Annotated in this window: 17 protein-coding genes; 15 read left to right on the forward strand and 2 right to left on the reverse strand. The window is 67.6% G+C overall.

Going from position 1 to position 17,395, the window contains the following annotated elements; genetic code table 11:
- Positions 1-11: 11 nt before the first annotated feature.
- Complete coding sequence (locus POL67_RS15925) at positions 12-1,364, reverse strand: APC family permease (protein WP_271930823.1); 1,353 nt, start codon at positions 1,362-1,364, stop codon at positions 12-14.
- 346 nt (positions 1,365-1,710) lie between these two features.
- On the opposite strand from POL67_RS15925, the gene POL67_RS15930 reads away from it, so the two are divergent.
- The 4 genes from POL67_RS15930 to POL67_RS15945 all read left to right on the forward strand — a co-directional run bounded on the left by POL67_RS15930 (position 1,711) and on the right by POL67_RS15945 (position 4,861).
- Entirely contained in the window at positions 1,711-2,589 is an 879-nt protein-coding gene (locus tag POL67_RS15930) for a transporter substrate-binding domain-containing protein (RefSeq protein ID WP_271918209.1), read from the forward strand.
- An 81-nt stretch (positions 2,590-2,670) separates the two neighbouring features.
- Positions 2,671-3,669, forward strand: coding sequence for an amino acid ABC transporter permease (locus POL67_RS15935; RefSeq protein WP_271918210.1), 999 nt, complete (start codon positions 2,671-2,673; stop codon positions 3,667-3,669).
- Complete coding sequence (locus POL67_RS15940; protein ID WP_271918211.1) at positions 3,666-4,448, forward strand: amino acid ABC transporter ATP-binding protein; 783 nt, start codon at positions 3,666-3,668, stop codon at positions 4,446-4,448. The genes POL67_RS15935 and POL67_RS15940 overlap by 4 nt, the downstream gene beginning before the upstream one ends.
- Before the next feature lie 47 nt (positions 4,449-4,495).
- Positions 4,496-4,861 (forward strand): hypothetical protein, encoded by a 366-nt coding sequence (locus POL67_RS15945; protein ID WP_271918212.1) that lies wholly within the window; start codon positions 4,496-4,498, stop codon positions 4,859-4,861.
- A gap of 13 nt (positions 4,862-4,874) precedes the next feature.
- Here the strand turns inward: POL67_RS15945 and ppsA are convergent, their stop codons facing one another.
- A complete protein-coding gene (gene ppsA, locus POL67_RS15950; protein WP_308789533.1) occupies positions 4,875-7,187 on the reverse strand; it encodes a phosphoenolpyruvate synthase in 2,313 nt (770 codons plus the stop codon).
- A gap of 142 nt (positions 7,188-7,329) precedes the next feature.
- Here ppsA and POL67_RS15955 point away from each other — a divergent pair, with 142 nt between their 5' ends.
- Genes POL67_RS15955 through hypE form a run of 11 tightly spaced genes read left to right on the forward strand, consistent with a single transcriptional unit; the run spans position 7,330 to position 17,388 of the window.
- Positions 7,330-8,442, forward strand: a complete 1,113-nt coding sequence (locus POL67_RS15955; protein ID WP_271918213.1) for a 4Fe-4S dicluster domain-containing protein — start codon at positions 7,330-7,332, stop codon at positions 8,440-8,442.
- 9 nt (positions 8,443-8,451) lie between these two features.
- Positions 8,452-8,919, forward strand: coding sequence for a cyclic nucleotide-binding domain-containing protein (locus tag POL67_RS15960; protein WP_271918214.1), 468 nt, complete (start codon positions 8,452-8,454; stop codon positions 8,917-8,919).
- The gene (locus tag POL67_RS15965; protein ID WP_271918215.1) at positions 8,916-9,755 is read left to right on the forward strand and encodes an FAD/NAD(P)-binding protein; all 840 of its coding nucleotides are present in this window, start codon (positions 8,916-8,918) and stop codon (positions 9,753-9,755) included. Before POL67_RS15960 ends, POL67_RS15965 begins: the two co-directional genes overlap by 4 nt.
- Position 9,756: 1 nt before the next feature.
- Positions 9,757-10,569 carry an NADH-quinone oxidoreductase subunit B family protein gene (locus POL67_RS15970; RefSeq protein WP_271918216.1) on the forward strand — a complete coding sequence of 271 codons (813 nt, stop codon included), beginning with the start codon at positions 9,757-9,759 and terminating at the stop codon, positions 10,567-10,569.
- Positions 10,562-11,851: a Ni/Fe hydrogenase subunit alpha gene (locus POL67_RS15975; RefSeq protein WP_271918217.1), complete on the forward strand. Its 1,290-nt coding sequence runs from the start codon at positions 10,562-10,564 to the stop codon at positions 11,849-11,851. Before POL67_RS15970 ends, POL67_RS15975 begins: the two co-directional genes overlap by 8 nt.
- Positions 11,852-11,864: 13 nt before the next feature.
- Entirely contained in the window at positions 11,865-12,317 is a 453-nt protein-coding gene (locus POL67_RS15980; protein ID WP_271918218.1) for a hydrogenase maturation protease, read from the forward strand.
- Between the two features lie 16 nt (positions 12,318-12,333).
- Positions 12,334-12,675 (forward strand): hydrogenase maturation nickel metallochaperone HypA/HybF, encoded by a 342-nt coding sequence (locus POL67_RS15985; protein WP_271918219.1) that lies wholly within the window; start codon positions 12,334-12,336, stop codon positions 12,673-12,675.
- Positions 12,676-12,684: 9 nt separating this feature from the next.
- Positions 12,685-14,982 carry a carbamoyltransferase HypF gene (gene hypF / locus POL67_RS15990; protein WP_271918220.1) on the forward strand — a complete coding sequence of 766 codons (2,298 nt, stop codon included), beginning with the start codon at positions 12,685-12,687 and terminating at the stop codon, positions 14,980-14,982.
- On the forward strand, positions 14,982-15,242 hold the full coding sequence (locus POL67_RS15995) for a HypC/HybG/HupF family hydrogenase formation chaperone (protein WP_276076511.1): 261 nt from the start codon (positions 14,982-14,984) through the stop codon (positions 15,240-15,242). The genes hypF and POL67_RS15995 overlap by 1 nt, the downstream gene beginning before the upstream one ends.
- Positions 15,239-16,330: a hydrogenase formation protein HypD gene (hypD, locus tag POL67_RS16000; protein WP_271918222.1), complete on the forward strand. Its 1,092-nt coding sequence runs from the start codon at positions 15,239-15,241 to the stop codon at positions 16,328-16,330. Before POL67_RS15995 ends, hypD begins: the two co-directional genes overlap by 4 nt.
- A complete protein-coding gene (gene hypE, locus POL67_RS16005) occupies positions 16,327-17,388 on the forward strand; it encodes a hydrogenase expression/formation protein HypE (RefSeq protein WP_271918223.1) in 1,062 nt (353 codons plus the stop codon). The genes hypD and hypE overlap by 4 nt, the downstream gene beginning before the upstream one ends.
- Positions 17,389-17,395: the final 7 nt, after the last annotated feature.

The following is a 17,395-nucleotide window of genomic DNA, read 5'->3' on the forward strand; positions in this document are numbered from 1 at the left end:
GCTCTCCTCGTTCAGTCCACCGGTTTTCCGTCGAGTTTGCCGCGGATGCGCTGTACGGCGTAGACGATGAGCGCAACGAGCCCGAGCGTGGCCGCGGCGTGCAGGGCGGTCGTGTCTTGTCTCATGAGCAGGCCTGCGCAGGACAAGAATCCGAGTACGGGAATGGCCAGCGGCACGGGAAAGGCGGCGGGCGCAGCAGTCGGGTTGCGTTTGACGCGAATCAACGCGAGGTGCAACAGAAGGAACACCACGAGCAGGAATGTCGAGGTGCCGGATGCAAGGGTCTTGATGTCGCGGAAACACAGCAGCAAGACGATGGCGACCGTGACCGCGACCCCCACGCCGACGATGGGCGTGCGCCATGTGGGATGTACGTGCGAAAAGAGCGGTGGCAAAACCCCCGATCCTTTTCGTGACATACCATAGAGGAGACGCGACGTCATCAGGAGATTGAGGAGCGCGGTGTTGAACGCGGCAAACACTGGAACCACGGTGTAAATCCACAGCGGGAATCCAGGGGCGGCTTTGCGCACGACGTCGAGCAGGGGTGACTGGGATTCGGCGAGGGCTGCCGGTGCCATCACGGACACGGCCACCAGCGCGACGAGACAGTAGATCAGAATCGTGCCGGCGACGGAAAGACCGATGGCGAGGGGGACGTTGCGCTCGGGATGGATGACTTCCTCGCTGAGGTTGGCGAGATCCTCGAATCCGATGAAGGCGTAGAACGCCAAGGATGCCCCCGACACAGCGAGCAGCGCGGCGGGCGTGCCCTGGTGTGGCGCTGCGGCCGCGGCGAAATCGAGGTAGCTCACGGAGCCGAGGAACCGCGCGCCGAGGAAGATGACGAAGAGAAGCCCAGAGAATTCGATGATGGTGCAGACGGTATTGGCGGCGGATGACAGCACGATTCCGCGCATGGCGATGGCGCCGAGCAGGAGCACGAACGCGAGCGGCACCAGCTGATCTCGCGCCACGGCCGGCGCGCCGGGGAGCAGGGCCAGCGCATAGTTGCCGATGATACGGGCGCCAGTCGCCATCGAAAAGACCCCGGATAGCCCCACGAAGAAGGTCACGAGAAATGTCACGAACGTATTGCGGTGAATCACGTGACAGAAATGGGCGGCGCCGCCGGCCTTGGGATAACGCGAGGTGAGCTCGGCGTAGGTGAGACCGGTGAGGCCCGCGGTGATTCCAGCAATGACGCACGACACCCAGGCGGCGGTGCCGGTCATACCGGCGATGCGGCCGACGAGCCCGTAAACGCCGGTGCCCAGGATATCACCGATACCGAAGATGGTGATGGAGGCGAGCCCGAGCGCGCGCCTGAGCCCCTGCGGTTCTTGGTCGGGTGACGTGGTCAGAGCTGCTCCTTCGGGTGTCCGGGCCGGTGAGCGTCACGCGGGTTTTCCCCTCCGTACGCCCACGCAGTGGCACGAGGAGAACGCGGCTCGTCCAGACGCAGGGATAGCATGTCGCACGAGCCTCGGTGCGCATCTCCACACCGCGCCCATGCGTCCCGGGCGCAGCCTTCCTCCAGATACGCGAGGAGCCCGCTCCGGGTGTTCTGCCGGCTCGGCGCCAAGGAAGCCTGCGCCCGCCTGGACAACCTGTGCAGCCTCTTCGATCGCCAGCCCGACGAATGGATGGGTTGGGCGAGCCCGGCGTCTGGTCCGGTTCGTGCCCGGTTCGTGCTGCGTGAGGAGAAGGATGCAGAAGCGATTCGCCTGGACGCTCGCGTTCCTCGCCGCGACCGTGTGGGCCGCTGCGGCGTGCGACAAGAGGGCTCCGCCCTCGCTCCCCGCCCACCCGATCACGAGCGTGAGCGACCTCATGCCCGGGGCGAGGGTTGGCGTGCAGCGGGGCACGACCGGCGCGTTCTACGCGGAGGACACGCTTGCGCCGAGGGGCGTCCAGATCGTGACCTTCATCAAGGCCCCGGACATGTACAACGCGCTCGAGGCGGGGCAGATCCAGGCCATCATCAACGACCTTCCGATCTCCGAGGACGTGGTCGAGAGGAAGCCCGTTCTGAAGATCGTCCAGCGGATCGACAATGGCGAAAAATACGCATTCGCTGTCCACAAGGAAAACCTCGCGCTCCTCCAGGGCATCGACCAGGCGCTCGAGAACCTGTTCGCCGACGGCACCTACAAGGCGATCTTCACCAAGTATTTCCCCAGGCAGCAGCTCCCGTCTCATGTGGAGGAGGCGACGGCCGTGCCCTTCTCTGGCTGCCCCTCGCTGTCGACGGTCCAGCCGAGGACGCTGACGGTCGGATCGGACATCCCCTATCCGCCCTTCGAGTTTTTCACCGAGAGCGGCGAACCGACGGGATTCGATGTCGAGCTCATCGAAGCCATCGCCAAGGAGCTATGCCTTACCCCGAAGTGGGTCAACTCGAACTTCGACACCATTTTCACGAGCCTCTCGGCGGGCAGGTTTGACGTGGTCGCCGCGGCCGTGACCGCGTACGCCCCGGAGGGCTCTCCCTCGTACGGCACGGTGAAGGCCCGGCAGAAAATCGTGTCGTTCACGAAGCCTTATTATTCAGCCCTGCAGTCGCTCACGGTGAAGGCGAGCGGTTGAGCGCGTATGAACCGGATACCAGCGCCGCGTCCAATTCGAGGGATCGCCGCGCTCCGCGAGGGGAGCCGGCCCCTCGGGGTGGTGAGCGCCCTCGTCGGGGGGCTTGCCCTCGCGATCGTGCTTGGGGGCACGGCATCCGTGCTGACCGAATACGGGATCCAGCGCGAGGACCGGATCGCGGCGGCGCTGCAATCGAGCGAGCTTTTCACGATCCTCGTGTCCGGGAGCCTGCTCGGCGCGGGCGCCATGGCGCTCGGCTTCGGGGCCTACCGGCGCATGCCGACCCGGGTGTCACGGGAAGAGGCGATCGCCGGGGCGGTGCTGGGCCTTCAGGCCTCGATCTCCGGCCTTGCCCTGCTCTGGTTCATCCAGGGCGACATGGAGAGGTTCGCCCGTAACTTCCTGAGCTTCGAGCAGATCGTACCGCAATACGAGGCCTTCCTGAACGGAGCCAGAAATACGCTCATCCTGGCCGGCACGGGCGAGCTCTTCGGGGTGCTCCTCGGCCTCGTCCTCTCGGTGTTCACGATTTCCAAACGGGCGGTCGTACGGGCTCCGGTGCGCGTGTACATCAACCTCTTTCGAGGGACGCCGCTCCTGCTCCAGCTATCTCTGATCTATTTCGGCCTGGCCCTCGGGCTCGGCGTGAACATGTCCGCCTACACCGCCGCCATCCTGGCCTTCTCCCTCAACACCGGCGCCTACTCCGCGGAGGTGTTCCGGGCTGGTATCCAGTCGATCGAGCGCGGCCAGATGGAAGCAGCCCGGGGGCTCGGGCTCGGCTACATGCAATCGATGCGGTACGTCATCGTGCCCCAGGCCGTGCGGCGGGTCATCCCGCCCCTCATGAACGAGTTCGTCATCTTGATCAAAGATACCTCGCTCATCGCCTTTCTCGGGCTGACGTACGCGCAGCGCGACCTTTTCTCCGTCGGCTCGCAGGGCTACTCGCAGTTCTTCAACGCGACATTTTATGTCGCCTCCGGGCTCGGCTATCTCGTCGTCACGCTGCCCCTGATCAGGCTGGTGACCTGGGTCGAGACGCGGCTGCGGAGCGGTCTTGTGGGGGCCGTGGCATGAGCCGCGAGGCCAATGCGCTCGTGTGGCCGGCGGGGCCGGTCCCGGCGGACACGCCGCTCATCCGGCTGGAGGCCATTCACAAGTGGTGTGGCAGTCTGCATGTGCTCAAGGGAATCGACCTCGACCTTGCGTCCGGCCACGTCTTGGTGGTGATTGGCACCTCTGGCTCGGGCAAATCCACGCTCCTGCGCTGCATCGACATGCTCGAAGAGCCGACGTCCGGGCATGTCTGGTTCAAGGGCCGTGACATCACGGACGTTCGGGTGAACCTGAACGAGGTGCGAACGCACATGGGAATCGTGTTCCAGGCGTTCAACCTCTTTCCTCACAAGACGGCGCTGGGGAACATCACCCTTGCCCTGGAAAAGGTGCTGCACATGCCCAGGGATCAGGCCAGGGAGCGGGCCATGGCGGAGCTCGAGCACGTGGGGCTGGGCCAGAAGGCCCTGAGCCATCCAGGGCAGCTCTCCGGGGGCGAGCAGCAGCGGGTGGCGATCGCACGAGCCCTGGCCATGCGCCCGGACCTGATTCTGTTCGACGAGGTCACCTCGGCGCTCGATCCGAAGCTGGTGGCCGAGGTGCTCGCCGTGATGCAGCGGCTCGCATCGGAGGGGACGACCATGGTCGTGGTGACCCACGAGATGGGGTTCGCGCGGGAGGTCGGGACCCGCCTCGTGTTCATGGACGAGGGCGTCATCGTGGAGCAGGGGGAGCCGAAAGCCGTCTTCGAAAATCCCCAGGACGAGCGGACGCGGCGGTTTCTCTCTTCGGTGCTCTGACGGCGCGACGGCTGTCGATCGGCGGAAGGCAACCCCATTCGAGCTCCGTGACTCCCGAAACACGCCGCCTCACGACCCAAGTCGATGTCTTCTCCGGCGTCCTCAGCCATGTGACGCAGCCAATCCCTGCGGCGGACGAGCTCCTCGTGATCCCCGTTCACTACTGGTACGCGGCAGCCTTCACGCGGAAACGTGGACTTCGCCTCTGGAAGGCGCCGTGGGGACGGCTCTCGGGGCTCATCTGGGGCGGTGCGGGCGCACGCCTCGTGGCGAATCTCCTCCTTGGCTTCGTCCCGGGTGTCGGCATTTTCTCCAATGCGATCACCGCCGTGGCCATGACCGAAGCACTGGGCCGTTACCTCGACAGGAAGCTCGACGCCGCGGAGGCCAAGGTCCAGCGCCGAGTGTCATGACGAGGCTCGAGGCTCAAGGCCGCCGCGCCGCCTCGAGCAGCAGGCGCCGCTCGGCCGCGGCAATCGCCCGCCGTGCAGCCGGCTCTGCGTCGGGGTTGACCGAGATCGATGTGATGCCGAGCCGCACCAGGTGCTCGGCGAACTCGGGCCGATTCGACGGAGCCTGGCCGCATAACGAGGAGGTGATTCCGGCCTTCCGGCACGCGCGGACGATCCGCTTGATCGCGTCGAGCACGGCTGCGTCCGATTCGTCGAAGAGCTCGGCGCACAACCCCGAGTCGCGATCCACGCCCAGCATGAGCTGGGTCAGGTCGTTCGAACCGATGGAGACACCGTCGATGCCCATGCGCGCATACGTAGGGATCCAGTACGCCACCGAGGGGACCTCGGCCATGACCCATCGCCAAAGACCTCGCTGGCGGCCGAGCGCGCTTCGCTCGACCATCTCGAGGCACGCTTCGAGCTCCCAGCGCGTCCGCACGAACGGGATCATCAGGTGCAAGTTCGGCGTCTCCTCACGGACCCGGGCGAGCACGTCGAGTTCGAGGGCGAACAGCTCGGGTTCTCGCACATAGCGATAGCAGCCGCGATATCCGATCATCGGATTCTCCTCGATGGGCTCGAACCGCTCGCCCCCTTTCAGCCCGCGGAACTCGTTGGTCCGGAAATCGTAGGTCCGATAGATGACCGGTCGGGGGTGAAAGGCGCGGGTGATGCGGAGCAGGGACGTTGACATGCGCTGGATGAAGTCGTCGCGGCCGCCGGACGCGAGCAGCTCCTTCGGGTGCACCCCGGCGAGCGCGTCGAGCAGCATGAACTCGGCTCGGAGGAGCCCCACACCGTCCACCGGCAGCGCGGCGACCTCTTCGGCGCGGTCTGCAATCGCCAGGTTGACGTAAAGGCGCGTGCCGAGAACGGCAGGCGAAGGCGCGCCCGATTGCCCAGGCCCTGGGGAGGCCGTCCTGGGCTTTTCGACCGCGGGGGCGGCGCCCGCGAGCACCTGACCGCGCGCCCCGTCGATGGTGACGAGCTCGCCATCCCGGAGCAGGCGGGTCGCCGAGCGCGCGCCGACCACGCACGGGATACGCAGCTCGCGGCTGACGATCGCGGCATGGCAGGTCATTCCGCCGCTGTCGGTCACGAGCGCCGCCGCGCGTCGGATCGTAGGTACCCAGTCCGGCGACGTCATCGGCGCCACGAGCACCTCGCCCGCCTCGAGCCTTTGCCCCTCGCCCGGCGAGCGCAGGACGCGCACCCGACCCGACGCAATGCCCGGCGAGGCGCCGAGGCCGGAGACGAGCACCGCTCCTCGCTCCGGTGGTGCACCGAGCGTCGTGATGGGCCGGCTCTGGACCAGATAGAAGGCGCCGCCTTCCTCGGCCCATTCGATGTCCTGCGGAGCGCCGTAATGTTCCTCGACCTGTAATGCCAGGCGCACCAGCGCGAGGATTTCCTCGTCGCGGAGCACTCTGCGCCCCCCCTCCTCCTCCGACAGCTCCACGCGTCGTTCTGCGCCGTCGGGGCCACGGATGACCTTGAACGCCTTGTGTCCTACGCGCGCCTCGAGCAGCCGGGGGCCACGCTTCGATACGGTGTACGTATCCGGCTCGACCTGACCACCGACCACGACTTCTCCGAGCCCAAATGCCGCCTCGATGACGATGCGTGAGGTATCCGCCGTCGCCGGGTCCGCGGTGAAGATCACGCCCGAGCGATCGGAGCTCACCATTCGCTGCACCACGACCGCCAAGGCGGGCTCGTCTCGAAGGCCCTCGCTCTTCCGATATGCGACCACGCGCTCGCCGTACGCGGACGCCCAGCAGTCGCGCACGCGCTCGAGCAGCGCCTGCTGCCCAACGACGTGCGTGTACGTCTCGTGCATCCCGGCAAACGAGGTCGTGGCCGTGTCCTCCGCGGTGGCGGACGAGCGCACCGCAACAGCGGGGGAGGGGCCGAACTTTTGGTAGGCATCGACAATCTCCGCCTCGATCTCGGCCGGTATCGCTGCTGCGCGGACGAGGCGCCTCATCTCGGTGCTCGTCGCGCGCATAGCGGCTGCGTCGTCCGGATCGAGCCCCGCCAAACGCTCGGCAAGCTGCTGCCGTATCCCCGCGGCCTCCATCGAGCAGAGGAACGCATCCGCAGGAATGACGAAGCCGGGGGGCACGGGCAGCCCCGCGCGCGTGAGCTCGCCCAGATTGGCCCCTTTTCCACCGGCCGACGCGATGTCCGCGCGCGACAGCTTTTCGAACCAGATCACGTGCCCGACCATGGTCACCTCCCCCCCGGGGCCCGCGGCGCTTGCCAGCGTGCCGGCAAGATTCACGCCTCGCCTGTCCAGCAACGCGAGGCATCCCCCTTGCCGCTGTCGGTTTTGCGTCTTTTGAAACGGCTACCGTATGCCAATGCCCCATGCCGCCCCCGCACCACTTGCGCCTGACCGCGCGATACCTGCATCTGCTGCACGCTTGCCCGTCGTCCTCGCAGCAGCCGATCTGGACGCTCTCGTCCGGGCGCTCGCCGGGCGCGGCTACCGCGTCCTCGGGCCCGTGGCGCGTGACGGCGCAATCGTGATCGACGATGTGCGGCGCGCCACGGACCTGCCGATTGGCCTCGAAGACGTCCAGGGGCCTGGCCGCTATCGCCTCGAGCGCCGCGATCATGACGCCTTTTTTGCGTTCACCCTCGGTCCGCATTCCTGGAAGGAAACCTTCCATGTACCGGTCGAGCGCTTGTTCCAGATTCGGCGGAACAAGGAGGGGTTCTCCGTCATCCCGGACGCGACGCCGCGCCAGCGCGTCGCCCTGCTCGGCGCCCGCGCCTGCGAGATCCACGCGATCGAAATCCAGGACCGGATCCTCATCCACGGCGAGCACCCCGATCCTCGTTATGCCGCACGCAGAAGCGACGTTTTCGTGGTCGCGGTGAATTGCATGCGCGCGGGAAACACATGCTTCTGCGCATCCATGGGGACCGGCCCGCGCGCCGAGCGGGGGTTCGATCTCGCTCTCACCGAGCTCATGGAGCCAGGCGACCACCGCTTTCTCGTCGAAATAGGCAGCGACGAGGGCGCCGCCGTCGCCGCGGAGTTGCCCGTTCGTCCGGCCGATCCAGAGGAGAAGGGTGCGGCGGTTTTGGTCTCCGAGCGCACCGCCGCGACCATGGGTCGCCGTCTCGACACGAGCGGGCTCAAGGAGCGTCTTCAAAAAAACCTGGAGCATCCGCGCTGGGACGATGTCGCGACGCGCTGCCTGGCCTGCGGCAATTGCACGATGGTCTGCCCCACCTGCTTCTGTACCGAATTCGAGGACACGACCGATCTCGCAGGCGAGACCGCCGAGCGCACGAAGCGCTGGGAGTCGTGCTTCGCGCTCGCTTTCTCCCATGTTCACGGCGGATCCGTGCGCAGCTCGATCAAGGCTCGCTATCGTCAATGGCTCACCCACAAGCTCGCCGGCTGGCACGACCAGTTCGGATCTTCCGGCTGCGTAGGCTGCGGACGCTGTATCACCTGGTGCCCCGTGGGGATCGACATCACAGAAGAGGCTGCCGCCGTCGGGCTGCCGGAAAAGGACGGCTGAACGAGGAGCATGGAGAAGGAATCCCTCGCCCGATCGCTCGCGCAGCATCCCCTCGTCGTCGGCATGTCCGATGCGCACGTCGACTTCCTGAGCGGCTGCGTCAGGAACGTCCGTCTCGACGAGGGCCAGTTCCTCTTCCGCGAGGGCGAGCGCGCCGATGAGCTTTATCTCATTCGCTCCGGAAAAATCGCCCTCGAGATCCACGACGGCGCCCGTGGAACCATCGTGGCCGAGACCGTCGGCGGGGGCGACGCGCTCGGCTGGTCGACGCTCTTTCCACCCTATCGGTGGGGGCTCGATGCGCGCGGAATCCATCTTGCACACCTCTTCGCAATCGATGGCGCCTGCTTGCGCGCCAAGCTCGAAGCCGACCACGACTTCGGGTACGCCTTCACCCGACGGCTTTTGAACGAGGTCCACAGCCGCCTGCAGCGGGCGCGGCTGCAGGCGCTCGACGTCTATCGGGCCCGGCCATGAGCGTCTCCCCCGACCCCGACCCCATGCTCCCCGAGCCGCTCCGCATCGCGCGAGCGAAGCGGGAGACGCACGGTGTTTTCACGTTCGAGCTCGACGTCTCTGCCCGCGGCGGTTTTCCGTTCCTGCCGGGGCAATTCAACATGCTGTACCCGTTCGGCGCCGGTGAATCGGCCATTTCGATCTGCGGCGATCCCCACCGGCCGGATCGGCTCGAACACACGATCCGCGCCGTGGGCGCGGTGACGCGCGCCCTCGAGCGCCTCGGTCGTGGTGACGTCGTGGGCGTGCGCGGGCCGTTCGGTAGCGCCTGGCCGGTCCGTGAGGCCGAGGGGAGAGATCTCATGGTGATCGCCGGTGGCATCGGCCTCGCCCCGCTGCGCCCCGTCGTCTACCACGCGCTCCGCCGTCGCGAAGCGTTCGGCAAGGTCGCTTTGCTCTATGGCACCCGCACCCCCGACGACATCCTCTACCGCAAGGAGATCGAGCGCTGGCGCGGCAGGCTCGACGTCGAGGTCGAGGTCACGGTCGACACGGCCGGGAGCGATTGGCGAGGAAATACGGGTGTCGTCACCAAGCTCATCAGCCGGGCCGCATTCGATCCAGGAAGAGCGTTCGCCATGATTTGCGGCCCTGAGATCATGATGCGCTTCTGCGCCCGCGAGCTCGAGCGACTCGGCGTTTCGTTGGACCGGATATGGATCACCATGGAGCGCAACATGCGCTGCGGCATCGGCCTTTGCGGTCATTGCCAGTTCGGCCCGTCCTTCGTGTGCAAAGACGGCCCCGTGTACCGCTACGACCGGGTGCAGGACCTGCTCCTGGTGAGGGAGGTGTAGCGTGCCTACACGGAAGAAGAAACCCAAGCTTGCCGTCTTCAAGTTCGCCTCCTGCGATGGCTGCCAGCTCAGCCTCCTCGATTGCGAGGACGAGCTGCTCGTCCTGGCCGACGCCGTTCGGATCGCGAGCTTCGCCGAGGCGTCGAGCAGGGTCCTTCGGGGCCCGTACGACATCAGCCTGGTCGAGGGCTCGATCACCACACCGCACGACGCCGAGCGGATTCGCGAGGTCCGCGCCCAGTCGCGCGTCCTCGTCACCATCGGCGCGTGCGCCACGGCGGGCGGCGTCCAGGCGCTCCGCAACTTCCGTGACGTGAAGGAATTCGCGCGCATCGTCTATGCGCGACCGGAGTACATCGACACGCTCGCGACCTCGACGCCCATCGCAAACCACGTGAAGGTCGATTACGAGCTCCGCGGTTGCCCCATCGACAAGCGCCAGCTCCTCGCGGTGCTCTCGGCGCTGCTCTCCGACCGAAAGCCGTCGATCGCGAGCCACTCGGTGTGCGTGCAATGCAAGCTGCGCGGGAACGTCTGTGTCATGGTCGCGCACGGGACGCCCTGCCTCGGCCCGGTCACGCACGCGGGCTGTGGCGCCCTCTGCCCGACGTACCATCGCGGTTGTTATGGCTGCTTCGGCCCGGCCGAGACGACCAATACGGGCGGGCTCGAATGGGCGCTCGTCGCCGCAGGCGCGAGCCACGAGGACATCGCGCGCACCTACGCCACGTTCAACGCGGCCGCGCCGCCGTTCCGGAGGGCGCAGGAAGAGCAGCTCGTGCAGATCCGGCCGAAGGAGGGGCGCCGTGGCTAGGACGATCAAGGTCAATTACCTCGCGCGCGTCGAGGGCGAGGGGGCGCTCACCATCCGGTTCAAGGGAGACAAACCCTCGGCGGTCGAGCTGCGTATCTTCGAGCCGCCTCGCTTCTTCGAGGCGTTCCTGCGCGGCAGGGCGTACCTGGAAGTGCCGGATATCGTCGCGCGCATCTGCGGCATCTGTCCCGTCGCTTACCAGATGAGCGCCTGCCACGCGATCGAGGACGCGCTCGGCATACGGACGGACGGCACGCTCCGCGCGCTTCGGCGTCTGCTTTACTGCGGTGAGTGGATCGAGAGCCACGGGCTGCACGTGTTCATGCTGCACGCGCCCGATTTCCTGGGCTACGAGGACGCGATCGCGATGGCGAAGGACCACCGCGAATGGGTCACGCGCGGCCTCGGCATCAAGAAGGCTGGGAATGCGATCGTGGCCGCCCTCGGCGGACGGGAGATCCATCCGATCAACGTCAAGGTCGGCGGGTTCTACCGCGTGCCGACACGGACTGAGCTATCGGTGCTCTTGCCCGCGCTGGAAACTGCGCTCGGTGATGCGGAGATGTGCCTCGACTGGGCGGCGCAGTTCGAGTTCCCGGCGTTCGAGCGTGATTACGAGTACGTCGCGCTGCGCCATGCGGACGAGTACCCATTCTGCGAGGGTCGTATCGTCTCGAACAAGGGCCTCGACATCGACCTGCACGCGTACGAGGAGCACTTCGCCGAGCTGCAAGTGCCTCACTCGACCGCGCTGCACTCGGTCGTTCGCGGCCGAAGCGACTATCAGTGCGGGCCCCTCGCTCGGTTCAACCTGAACTTCGATCGGCTCGGCGAACGGGCCCGTGACGCCGCAGAGCGCGTGGAGTTCGTCCCGCCCTGCCGTAACGTATACAAGAGCCTGCTCGCGCGCATGGTCGAAATCATCCAAGCGTTCGACGAGGCGATCCGAATCATCCACGGGTACGCGCCGCCCGACGCGCCTGCGATCGCGGTGACCCCGCGCATGGCCACAGGGCATGGCTGCACGGAGGCGCCGCGCGGCATGCTCTGGCACAAATACACGCTGGACGAGACTGGGCTCGTCGAGGACGCCCGCATCGTCCCGCCCACCTCCCAGAACCAGAAATGCATCGAGCAGGATCTCTGGCAGCTCGCCCCGACGCTCGCCGCGATGCCCCACGCGGCGGCCACGCGGCGTGCCGAGCAGGCCGTGCGCAACTTCGATCCCTGCATCTCCTGCTCGACCCACTTTTTGCGCCTCGCAATCGAGCGGGAGGATTGACGTGGTTGTTCGCGTGATTGCCATAGGCCAGCGTGCGGCGGGCGATGACGGTGTGGGGCCGGCCGTGCTCGACGCATTGCGGGCGCAGGGCGCAGGCGAGGGGGTCGACCTCTGCGAGGTGGACGAGCCTTCCGCGCTCCTGCCCCTTCTGGAGGGCGCGCACCGCGTGATCCTCGTGGACGCGGCCCTCGGTGGTGGCGGCGGCGCTGGCACGGTGCACGTGCTCGCGGAGGAGACGCTCGACGCGCGCGATATCGCACCCATTTCGACACACGGGCTGACCGTGGGGCAGGTCCTCGGGCTCGCCCGCGCGCTCGCTCCAGACAAGGTCTGTCGCGACATCTCGATCGTCGCGATCTCCGTCGAGCGTCCGGCTTGCCTTGCGTATGGCCTGTCGCCCGAGGCGCTCGCCGCCGTCCCGCGCGCGACCGAGGCCGTGCGAAACCTCGTCGCGGGAGCGAGCTGAAGAGGAGCCGACGTTTATGCACGAGTCCTCGCTGGGCAAAGAGGTTCTTCGTTTGGCGCTCGCGCGAGCGAACGACGAGGGTGCGGCACACGTACGTGCGGTGCGAGGCTGGGTTGCCGAAACGGAGCAGCTCGACCCGCAGGCGATTGCGTTTCATTTCGCCGCGTACGCCTGCGGAACCAAGGCCGAGGGGGCGCGGCTCGATCTCGTGCTCCTCCGGGTCGAGGCCGAGTGCCACGCCTGCCGGAAGACCTACCGGCCCGAGCAGCACCTGCTCCTTTGCCCTCGATGTGGCTCCACCGAGGCCACGCTCCTCGGGCCAACAGGTCTCGGTATCGATTGCATGGTGGTTGATTAGGAGGACGCTATGGCGCGCGTGTCCTTGCACGTGGAGGGGATCGTTCAGGGCGTGGGCTTCCGGCCGTTCGTCTATTGTAAGGCCATGGCGCTCGGTTTGTCGGGCTGGGTCAAGAATGAATGTAGCGCCGTGGAAATCGAGGCCGAGGGGTTTCCCGAGGAGATCGAGGCGTTCGTCCGCGCGCTCGAGTTCGACTTGCCCAAGCCGGGCGCCGTCACGCGAATCGAACGCCGCGAGCTCCCCGCGCGCACAGGCGCGGCGCCACCTTCCGGGTTCTCGATCCTGCCGAGCGAGGAGGGCGCGCGGCCCGCGCCGCTGGTGCCCGCGGATCTCGCGACCTGCGCCGATTGCATGGCCGAAACCCTCGCCCCGGAGGGCCGGCGCCGCGGCTATCCCTTCACCACATGCGCCCGCTGCGGACCGCGCTACACGATCATCGAATCGCTGCCGTACGATCGCCACCGCACTTCCATGCGGACCTTCGCGCTTTGCGACGACTGCCGGCACGAATACGAGGACCCGAGCAACCGTCGCTTCCACGCCGAGACGATCGCCTGCCCGCGCTGTGGTCCCCGCCTTTCCCTGCTGTCGCCTGCGGGTAAGGAGATCGCCGAGGCGGAGCTTGCGCTCCGAGCCGCCGCGTCGGCGCTGCGCGCAGGTCGCGTCGTCGCGCTGCGGGGCGTGGGGGGATTCCAGCTCCTGGTGGACGCGACCGACAGTGATGCGGTGAGGGTGCTCCGCCGCCGGAAGCGGCGCGATGAGAAGCCCTTCGCGGTGCTCTTCGAGGACGCGCACGCTGCAGCCGCAGCGGCCGTGCTCTCTGCCGAGGAGATGCGCGCGCTCGTGGGCCCGGAGGCGCCCATCGTGCTCGCGCGCCGCCGAGTGCCCTCCATCGTCGCCCCCGAGGTGGCGCCGCGGAGTCCGCTCGTGGGCGCGATGCTGCCGGCCTCACCGCTGCACCGATTGATGGCCGAGGCCGCCGGCCGCCCGCTCGTTTGCACGAGCGGCAATCTCTCGGGGGAGCCGCTCGCCGTGGACGTGCCGGAGGCCCTCACACGTCTCGCGGGCATCGCCGATCTGTTTCTCGTTCATGACCGCCCCATTGTGCGGGCCATCGACGACTCCGTGGTGCGTGCGGGCCCGGACGGCATTTCCGTGATCAGGCGCGCCCGAGGGTTTGCGCCCAGCTCCATTGGACGATGGGCCGCCGATGCACCCGTTCTCGGCGTCGGCGCGCACCTGAAGAGCACGATCACCTTCGCCGCGGGCGGCGAGCTTTTGACGAGCCAGCATCTCGGCGATCTGGATGGGCCCGCCGCCGTGGATCTGCTCGAGCGCACGATAAGGGACATGACTCGCTTCTTCGACCTGCGCCCCTCCGTCATTGCATGCGACCTGCACCCGGACTACGCGTCGAGCCTCCTCGCCGAGCGACTTGCACGCGAATGGGGCGCAGAGCTCGTGCGCGTGCAGCACCACCACGCCCACGTAGTGTCCGTGGTGGCCGAGCACGGCCTGGATGAAGGCGAGGTGCTCGGCCTCGCGTGGGATGGTGTGGGGCTCGGGGCAGACGGCAGCGCGTGGGGCGGCGAGGCGCTTGTCGCGGGCGTTTCCGGCTTCCGCCGCGTCGCGCACCTTTTGCCATTCCACCTACCGGGCGGCGATCGCGCTGCCCGCGAGCCACGTCGGAGCGCGCTCGGCCTGCTTTACGCGACGCTCGGCCCGGATACCCTCGCGGCGGCGCGCGGGCTATGGGACGAGCCTGCCGTGTCCTGTCTGCTCGCAGCGATGGCCCGCGGGTTTGCGGCACCGCTCTCGACCAGCGTGGGGCGGCTCTTCGACGCGGTTGCGGCGCTTCTCGGCCTGGGGAACACATGCTCGTTCGAGGGGCAGGCGGCCATGGAGCTCGAATGGTGCGCCGCGACGCACCCCGATCCGCACCCGGAGCCTTACCCACTGCCACTTTCGGATGGGGCCCCCTCGGTTGCCGACACGGGGCCACTCGTGCGGGCCGTATTGACGGATCGGGCCGCCGGTCGGCCGCTCGCCGAGATTGCGGCTCGATTCCACGCGGGCCTGGTCGATCTCGGCGCTCGTGTTGCGGAGCGAGTGAATCTGCCTCGCGTGGTGCTCGCGGGCGGCTGCTTCCAGAATGATCTGCTCACTCGTGCGCTTACCTCGCGGCTGCGCGCGGACGGGTTCGACGTGCGCCTGCCGGCACGCGTCCCGACGAACGACGGCGGGATCTCCGTAGGCCAGGCGGCGATTGCCGCGAGGAGCCACGAATGTAGAAATGGAGGACGGTGATGTGTTTGGGGGTGCCGGGGAGAATCCTGGATGTGCGGGAGGGCGATCTCCGGTATGGGCACGTCGCATTCGGCGGCGTCGTGCGGGATGTATGCCTAGAATACGTACCCGAGGCGGGCGAGGGAGACTGGGTGATCGTGCACGTGGGATTTGCGATCTCCCGCATCGATGAGGCCGAGGCGGCTCGCGTCTTCTCCTATCTGGAGGAGATCGGGGACCTCGGCGAGCTCGGGCGCAGGCCGGATGGGAGGACCGCATGAGGTACGTGGATGAGTACCGCGACGCCGATGTCTGCCGCCGCTACGCAGCCGCCATCACCGCGAGGGCCACGCGCGCGTGGCGGATCATGGAGGTCTGCGGCGGCCAGACGCACTCCATCGTACGCTTCGGCATCGACGCGCTGCTCCCGCCGGGGCTCGAGCTCTTGCACGGTCCCGGCTGTCCCGTATGCGTGACGCCGCTGGAGATGATCGACCGCGCCCTCGCCATTGCGGCCAAGCCCGGAGTGATCTTCTGTTCGTTCGGCGACATGCTGCGCGTGCCGGGGACGCGCTCGGACCTCTTCTGTGCGAAGAGCGAGGGAGCCGACGTGCGCATCGTCTATTCGCCGCTCGATGCGCTGGAGATTGCCCGCCAGAACCAGGGCAGGGAGGTCGTGTTTTTCGGGGTAGGCTTCGAAACCACGGCTCCAGCGAATGCCATGGCCGTACGCGAGGCGCGGCGGCGCGGCATATGCAACTTCTCGATGCTCGTCTCCCACGTGCTCGTGCCCCCGGCGCTCTCCGCGATCCTCTCCTCGCCGCGTTGTCGGGTCGACGCCTTCCTCGCAGCGGGCCACGTGTGCACGGTGATGGGCATGGACGAGTACCGGCCCATCGCTGCACGCCATCGCACGCCCATCGTGGTCACGGGCTTCGAGCCGGCGGACCTTCTGCAGGGCATCCACATGTGCGTCGTGCAGCTCGAGGAGGGGCGGGCGGAGGTCGAGAACCAGTATGCGCGATCGGCGCGCCCCGAGGGCAACCGCGAGGCCATGCGCGTCGTCGCGGAGGTGTTCAGGGTCGTGCCGCGGAAATGGCGTGGAATCGGCGATATCCCGGAGAGTGGGCTCGGGCTCCGCCCCGAGTACGCGCAGCATGACGCGGAGGCGCTTTTCAACGTGGGAACGATCTCGACCGAGGAGCCGTCGGTGTGCATCAGCGGCCTGGTGCTGCAAGGGATCGAGAAACCCTCGGCCTGCCCGGCATTCGGCACACGCTGCACGCCTGAGACGCCGCTCGGAGCGACGATGGTGTCCTCCGAGGGCGCCTGCGCGGCCTATTATCGTTACCGGAGGACTGGGTCGTGACCACGCGCGATTTCGAGCTCGCATGCCCGGCGCCGCTCCGGCACCGGACGGTGCAGCTCGCGCACGGCGGCGGCGGGCGTCTTTCACGCGAGCTCGTCGAGCAGATTTTCATGCCCGCGTTCGGGGGCGCCGCGCTCTCTGCGCGGCACGACAGCGCGGTCGTGGAGGCTCCCAAGGGCCGCATCGCGATGACCACCGATGGCTACGTGGTGCGGCCGCTGTTCTTCCCGGGCGGAGACATCGGCAAGCTCGCCGTTTGCGGCACGATCAACGATCTCGCCATGACCGGTGCTGCGCCCCGCTGGCTCGCCGTCGCCTTCGTGCTGGAGGAGGGCCTTCCCATGGCCGACCTCATCCGTGTGGTCGCCTCGATGCGCGACGCCGCCCGCGCGTCGGGGATGGAGATCGTCACGGGTGACACGAAAGTCGTGGATCGCGGCAAGGGAGACGGGATATTTGTCACGACGACGGGTGTGGGTGTCGTGCCGGAGGGGATCACGATCGAGCCTCGCGCGGTTCGGCCGGGCGACGAGGTTCTCGTGAGCGGCGACCTCGGGCGCCATGGAATCGCGGTGCTCTCGATGCGCGAGGGGCTCACGATCACGGGTGCGCTCGAGAGCGATTGCGCGCCGCTTGACGGGCTCGTCGCCGCGCTGCTCTCGGCGGGGGTCGTGCCGCATTGCCTTCGCGATCCGACGCGCGGCGGGCTCGCGTCGGCGCTCAATGAGATTGCCCTGGACGCGGGCGTCGACATCGAAATCGACGAGCACGCGGTTCCCGTGAACGAGACGGTGGCGGGCGCGTGCGAGCTCTTCGGACTTGATCCGCTCTACGTCGCGTGCGAGGGCCGGCTCGTCGCGTTCGTGCCGGAGGAGCACGCGGTGGCGGCTATCGACGTCATGCGCGCCCATCCGGCGGCCCCAGAGCCAGTGCGGATCGGGAGAGTCCTTGACAACGCGGCGCCTGGTCGGGCCGGCCGGGTCACGCTCCGAAGCCGTCTCGGCACGAACCGGTTGCTCGACATCCCTGCGGGCGAGCAGCTCCCGAGGATTTGCTGAGCCTGAC

The organism is Polyangium mundeleinium, from assembly GCF_028369105.1.
GTDB lineage: Bacteria > Myxococcota_A > Polyangia > Polyangiales > Polyangiaceae > Polyangium > Polyangium mundeleinium.

Bases quoted from the DNA above. Each gene is read 5' to 3' on its own strand.
- POL67_RS15930 (WP_271918209.1), top strand. From the start codon at position 1,711: ATGCAGAAGCGATTCGCCTGGACGCTCGCGTTCCTCGCCGCGACCGTG.
- POL67_RS15995 (WP_276076511.1), top strand. From the start codon at position 14,982: ATGTGTTTGGGGGTGCCGGGGAGAATCCTGGATGTGCGGGAGGGCGAT.
- POL67_RS15940 (WP_271918211.1), top strand. From the start codon at position 3,666: ATGAGCCGCGAGGCCAATGCGCTCGTGTGGCCGGCGGGGCCGGTCCCG.
- hypD (WP_271918222.1), top strand. From the start codon at position 15,239: ATGAGGTACGTGGATGAGTACCGCGACGCCGATGTCTGCCGCCGCTAC.
- POL67_RS15985 (WP_271918219.1), top strand. From the start codon at position 12,334: ATGCACGAGTCCTCGCTGGGCAAAGAGGTTCTTCGTTTGGCGCTCGCG.
- hypF (WP_271918220.1), top strand. From the start codon at position 12,685: ATGGCGCGCGTGTCCTTGCACGTGGAGGGGATCGTTCAGGGCGTGGGC.
- POL67_RS15960 (WP_271918214.1), top strand. From the start codon at position 8,452: ATGGAGAAGGAATCCCTCGCCCGATCGCTCGCGCAGCATCCCCTCGTC.
- POL67_RS15965 (WP_271918215.1), top strand. From the start codon at position 8,916: ATGAGCGTCTCCCCCGACCCCGACCCCATGCTCCCCGAGCCGCTCCGC.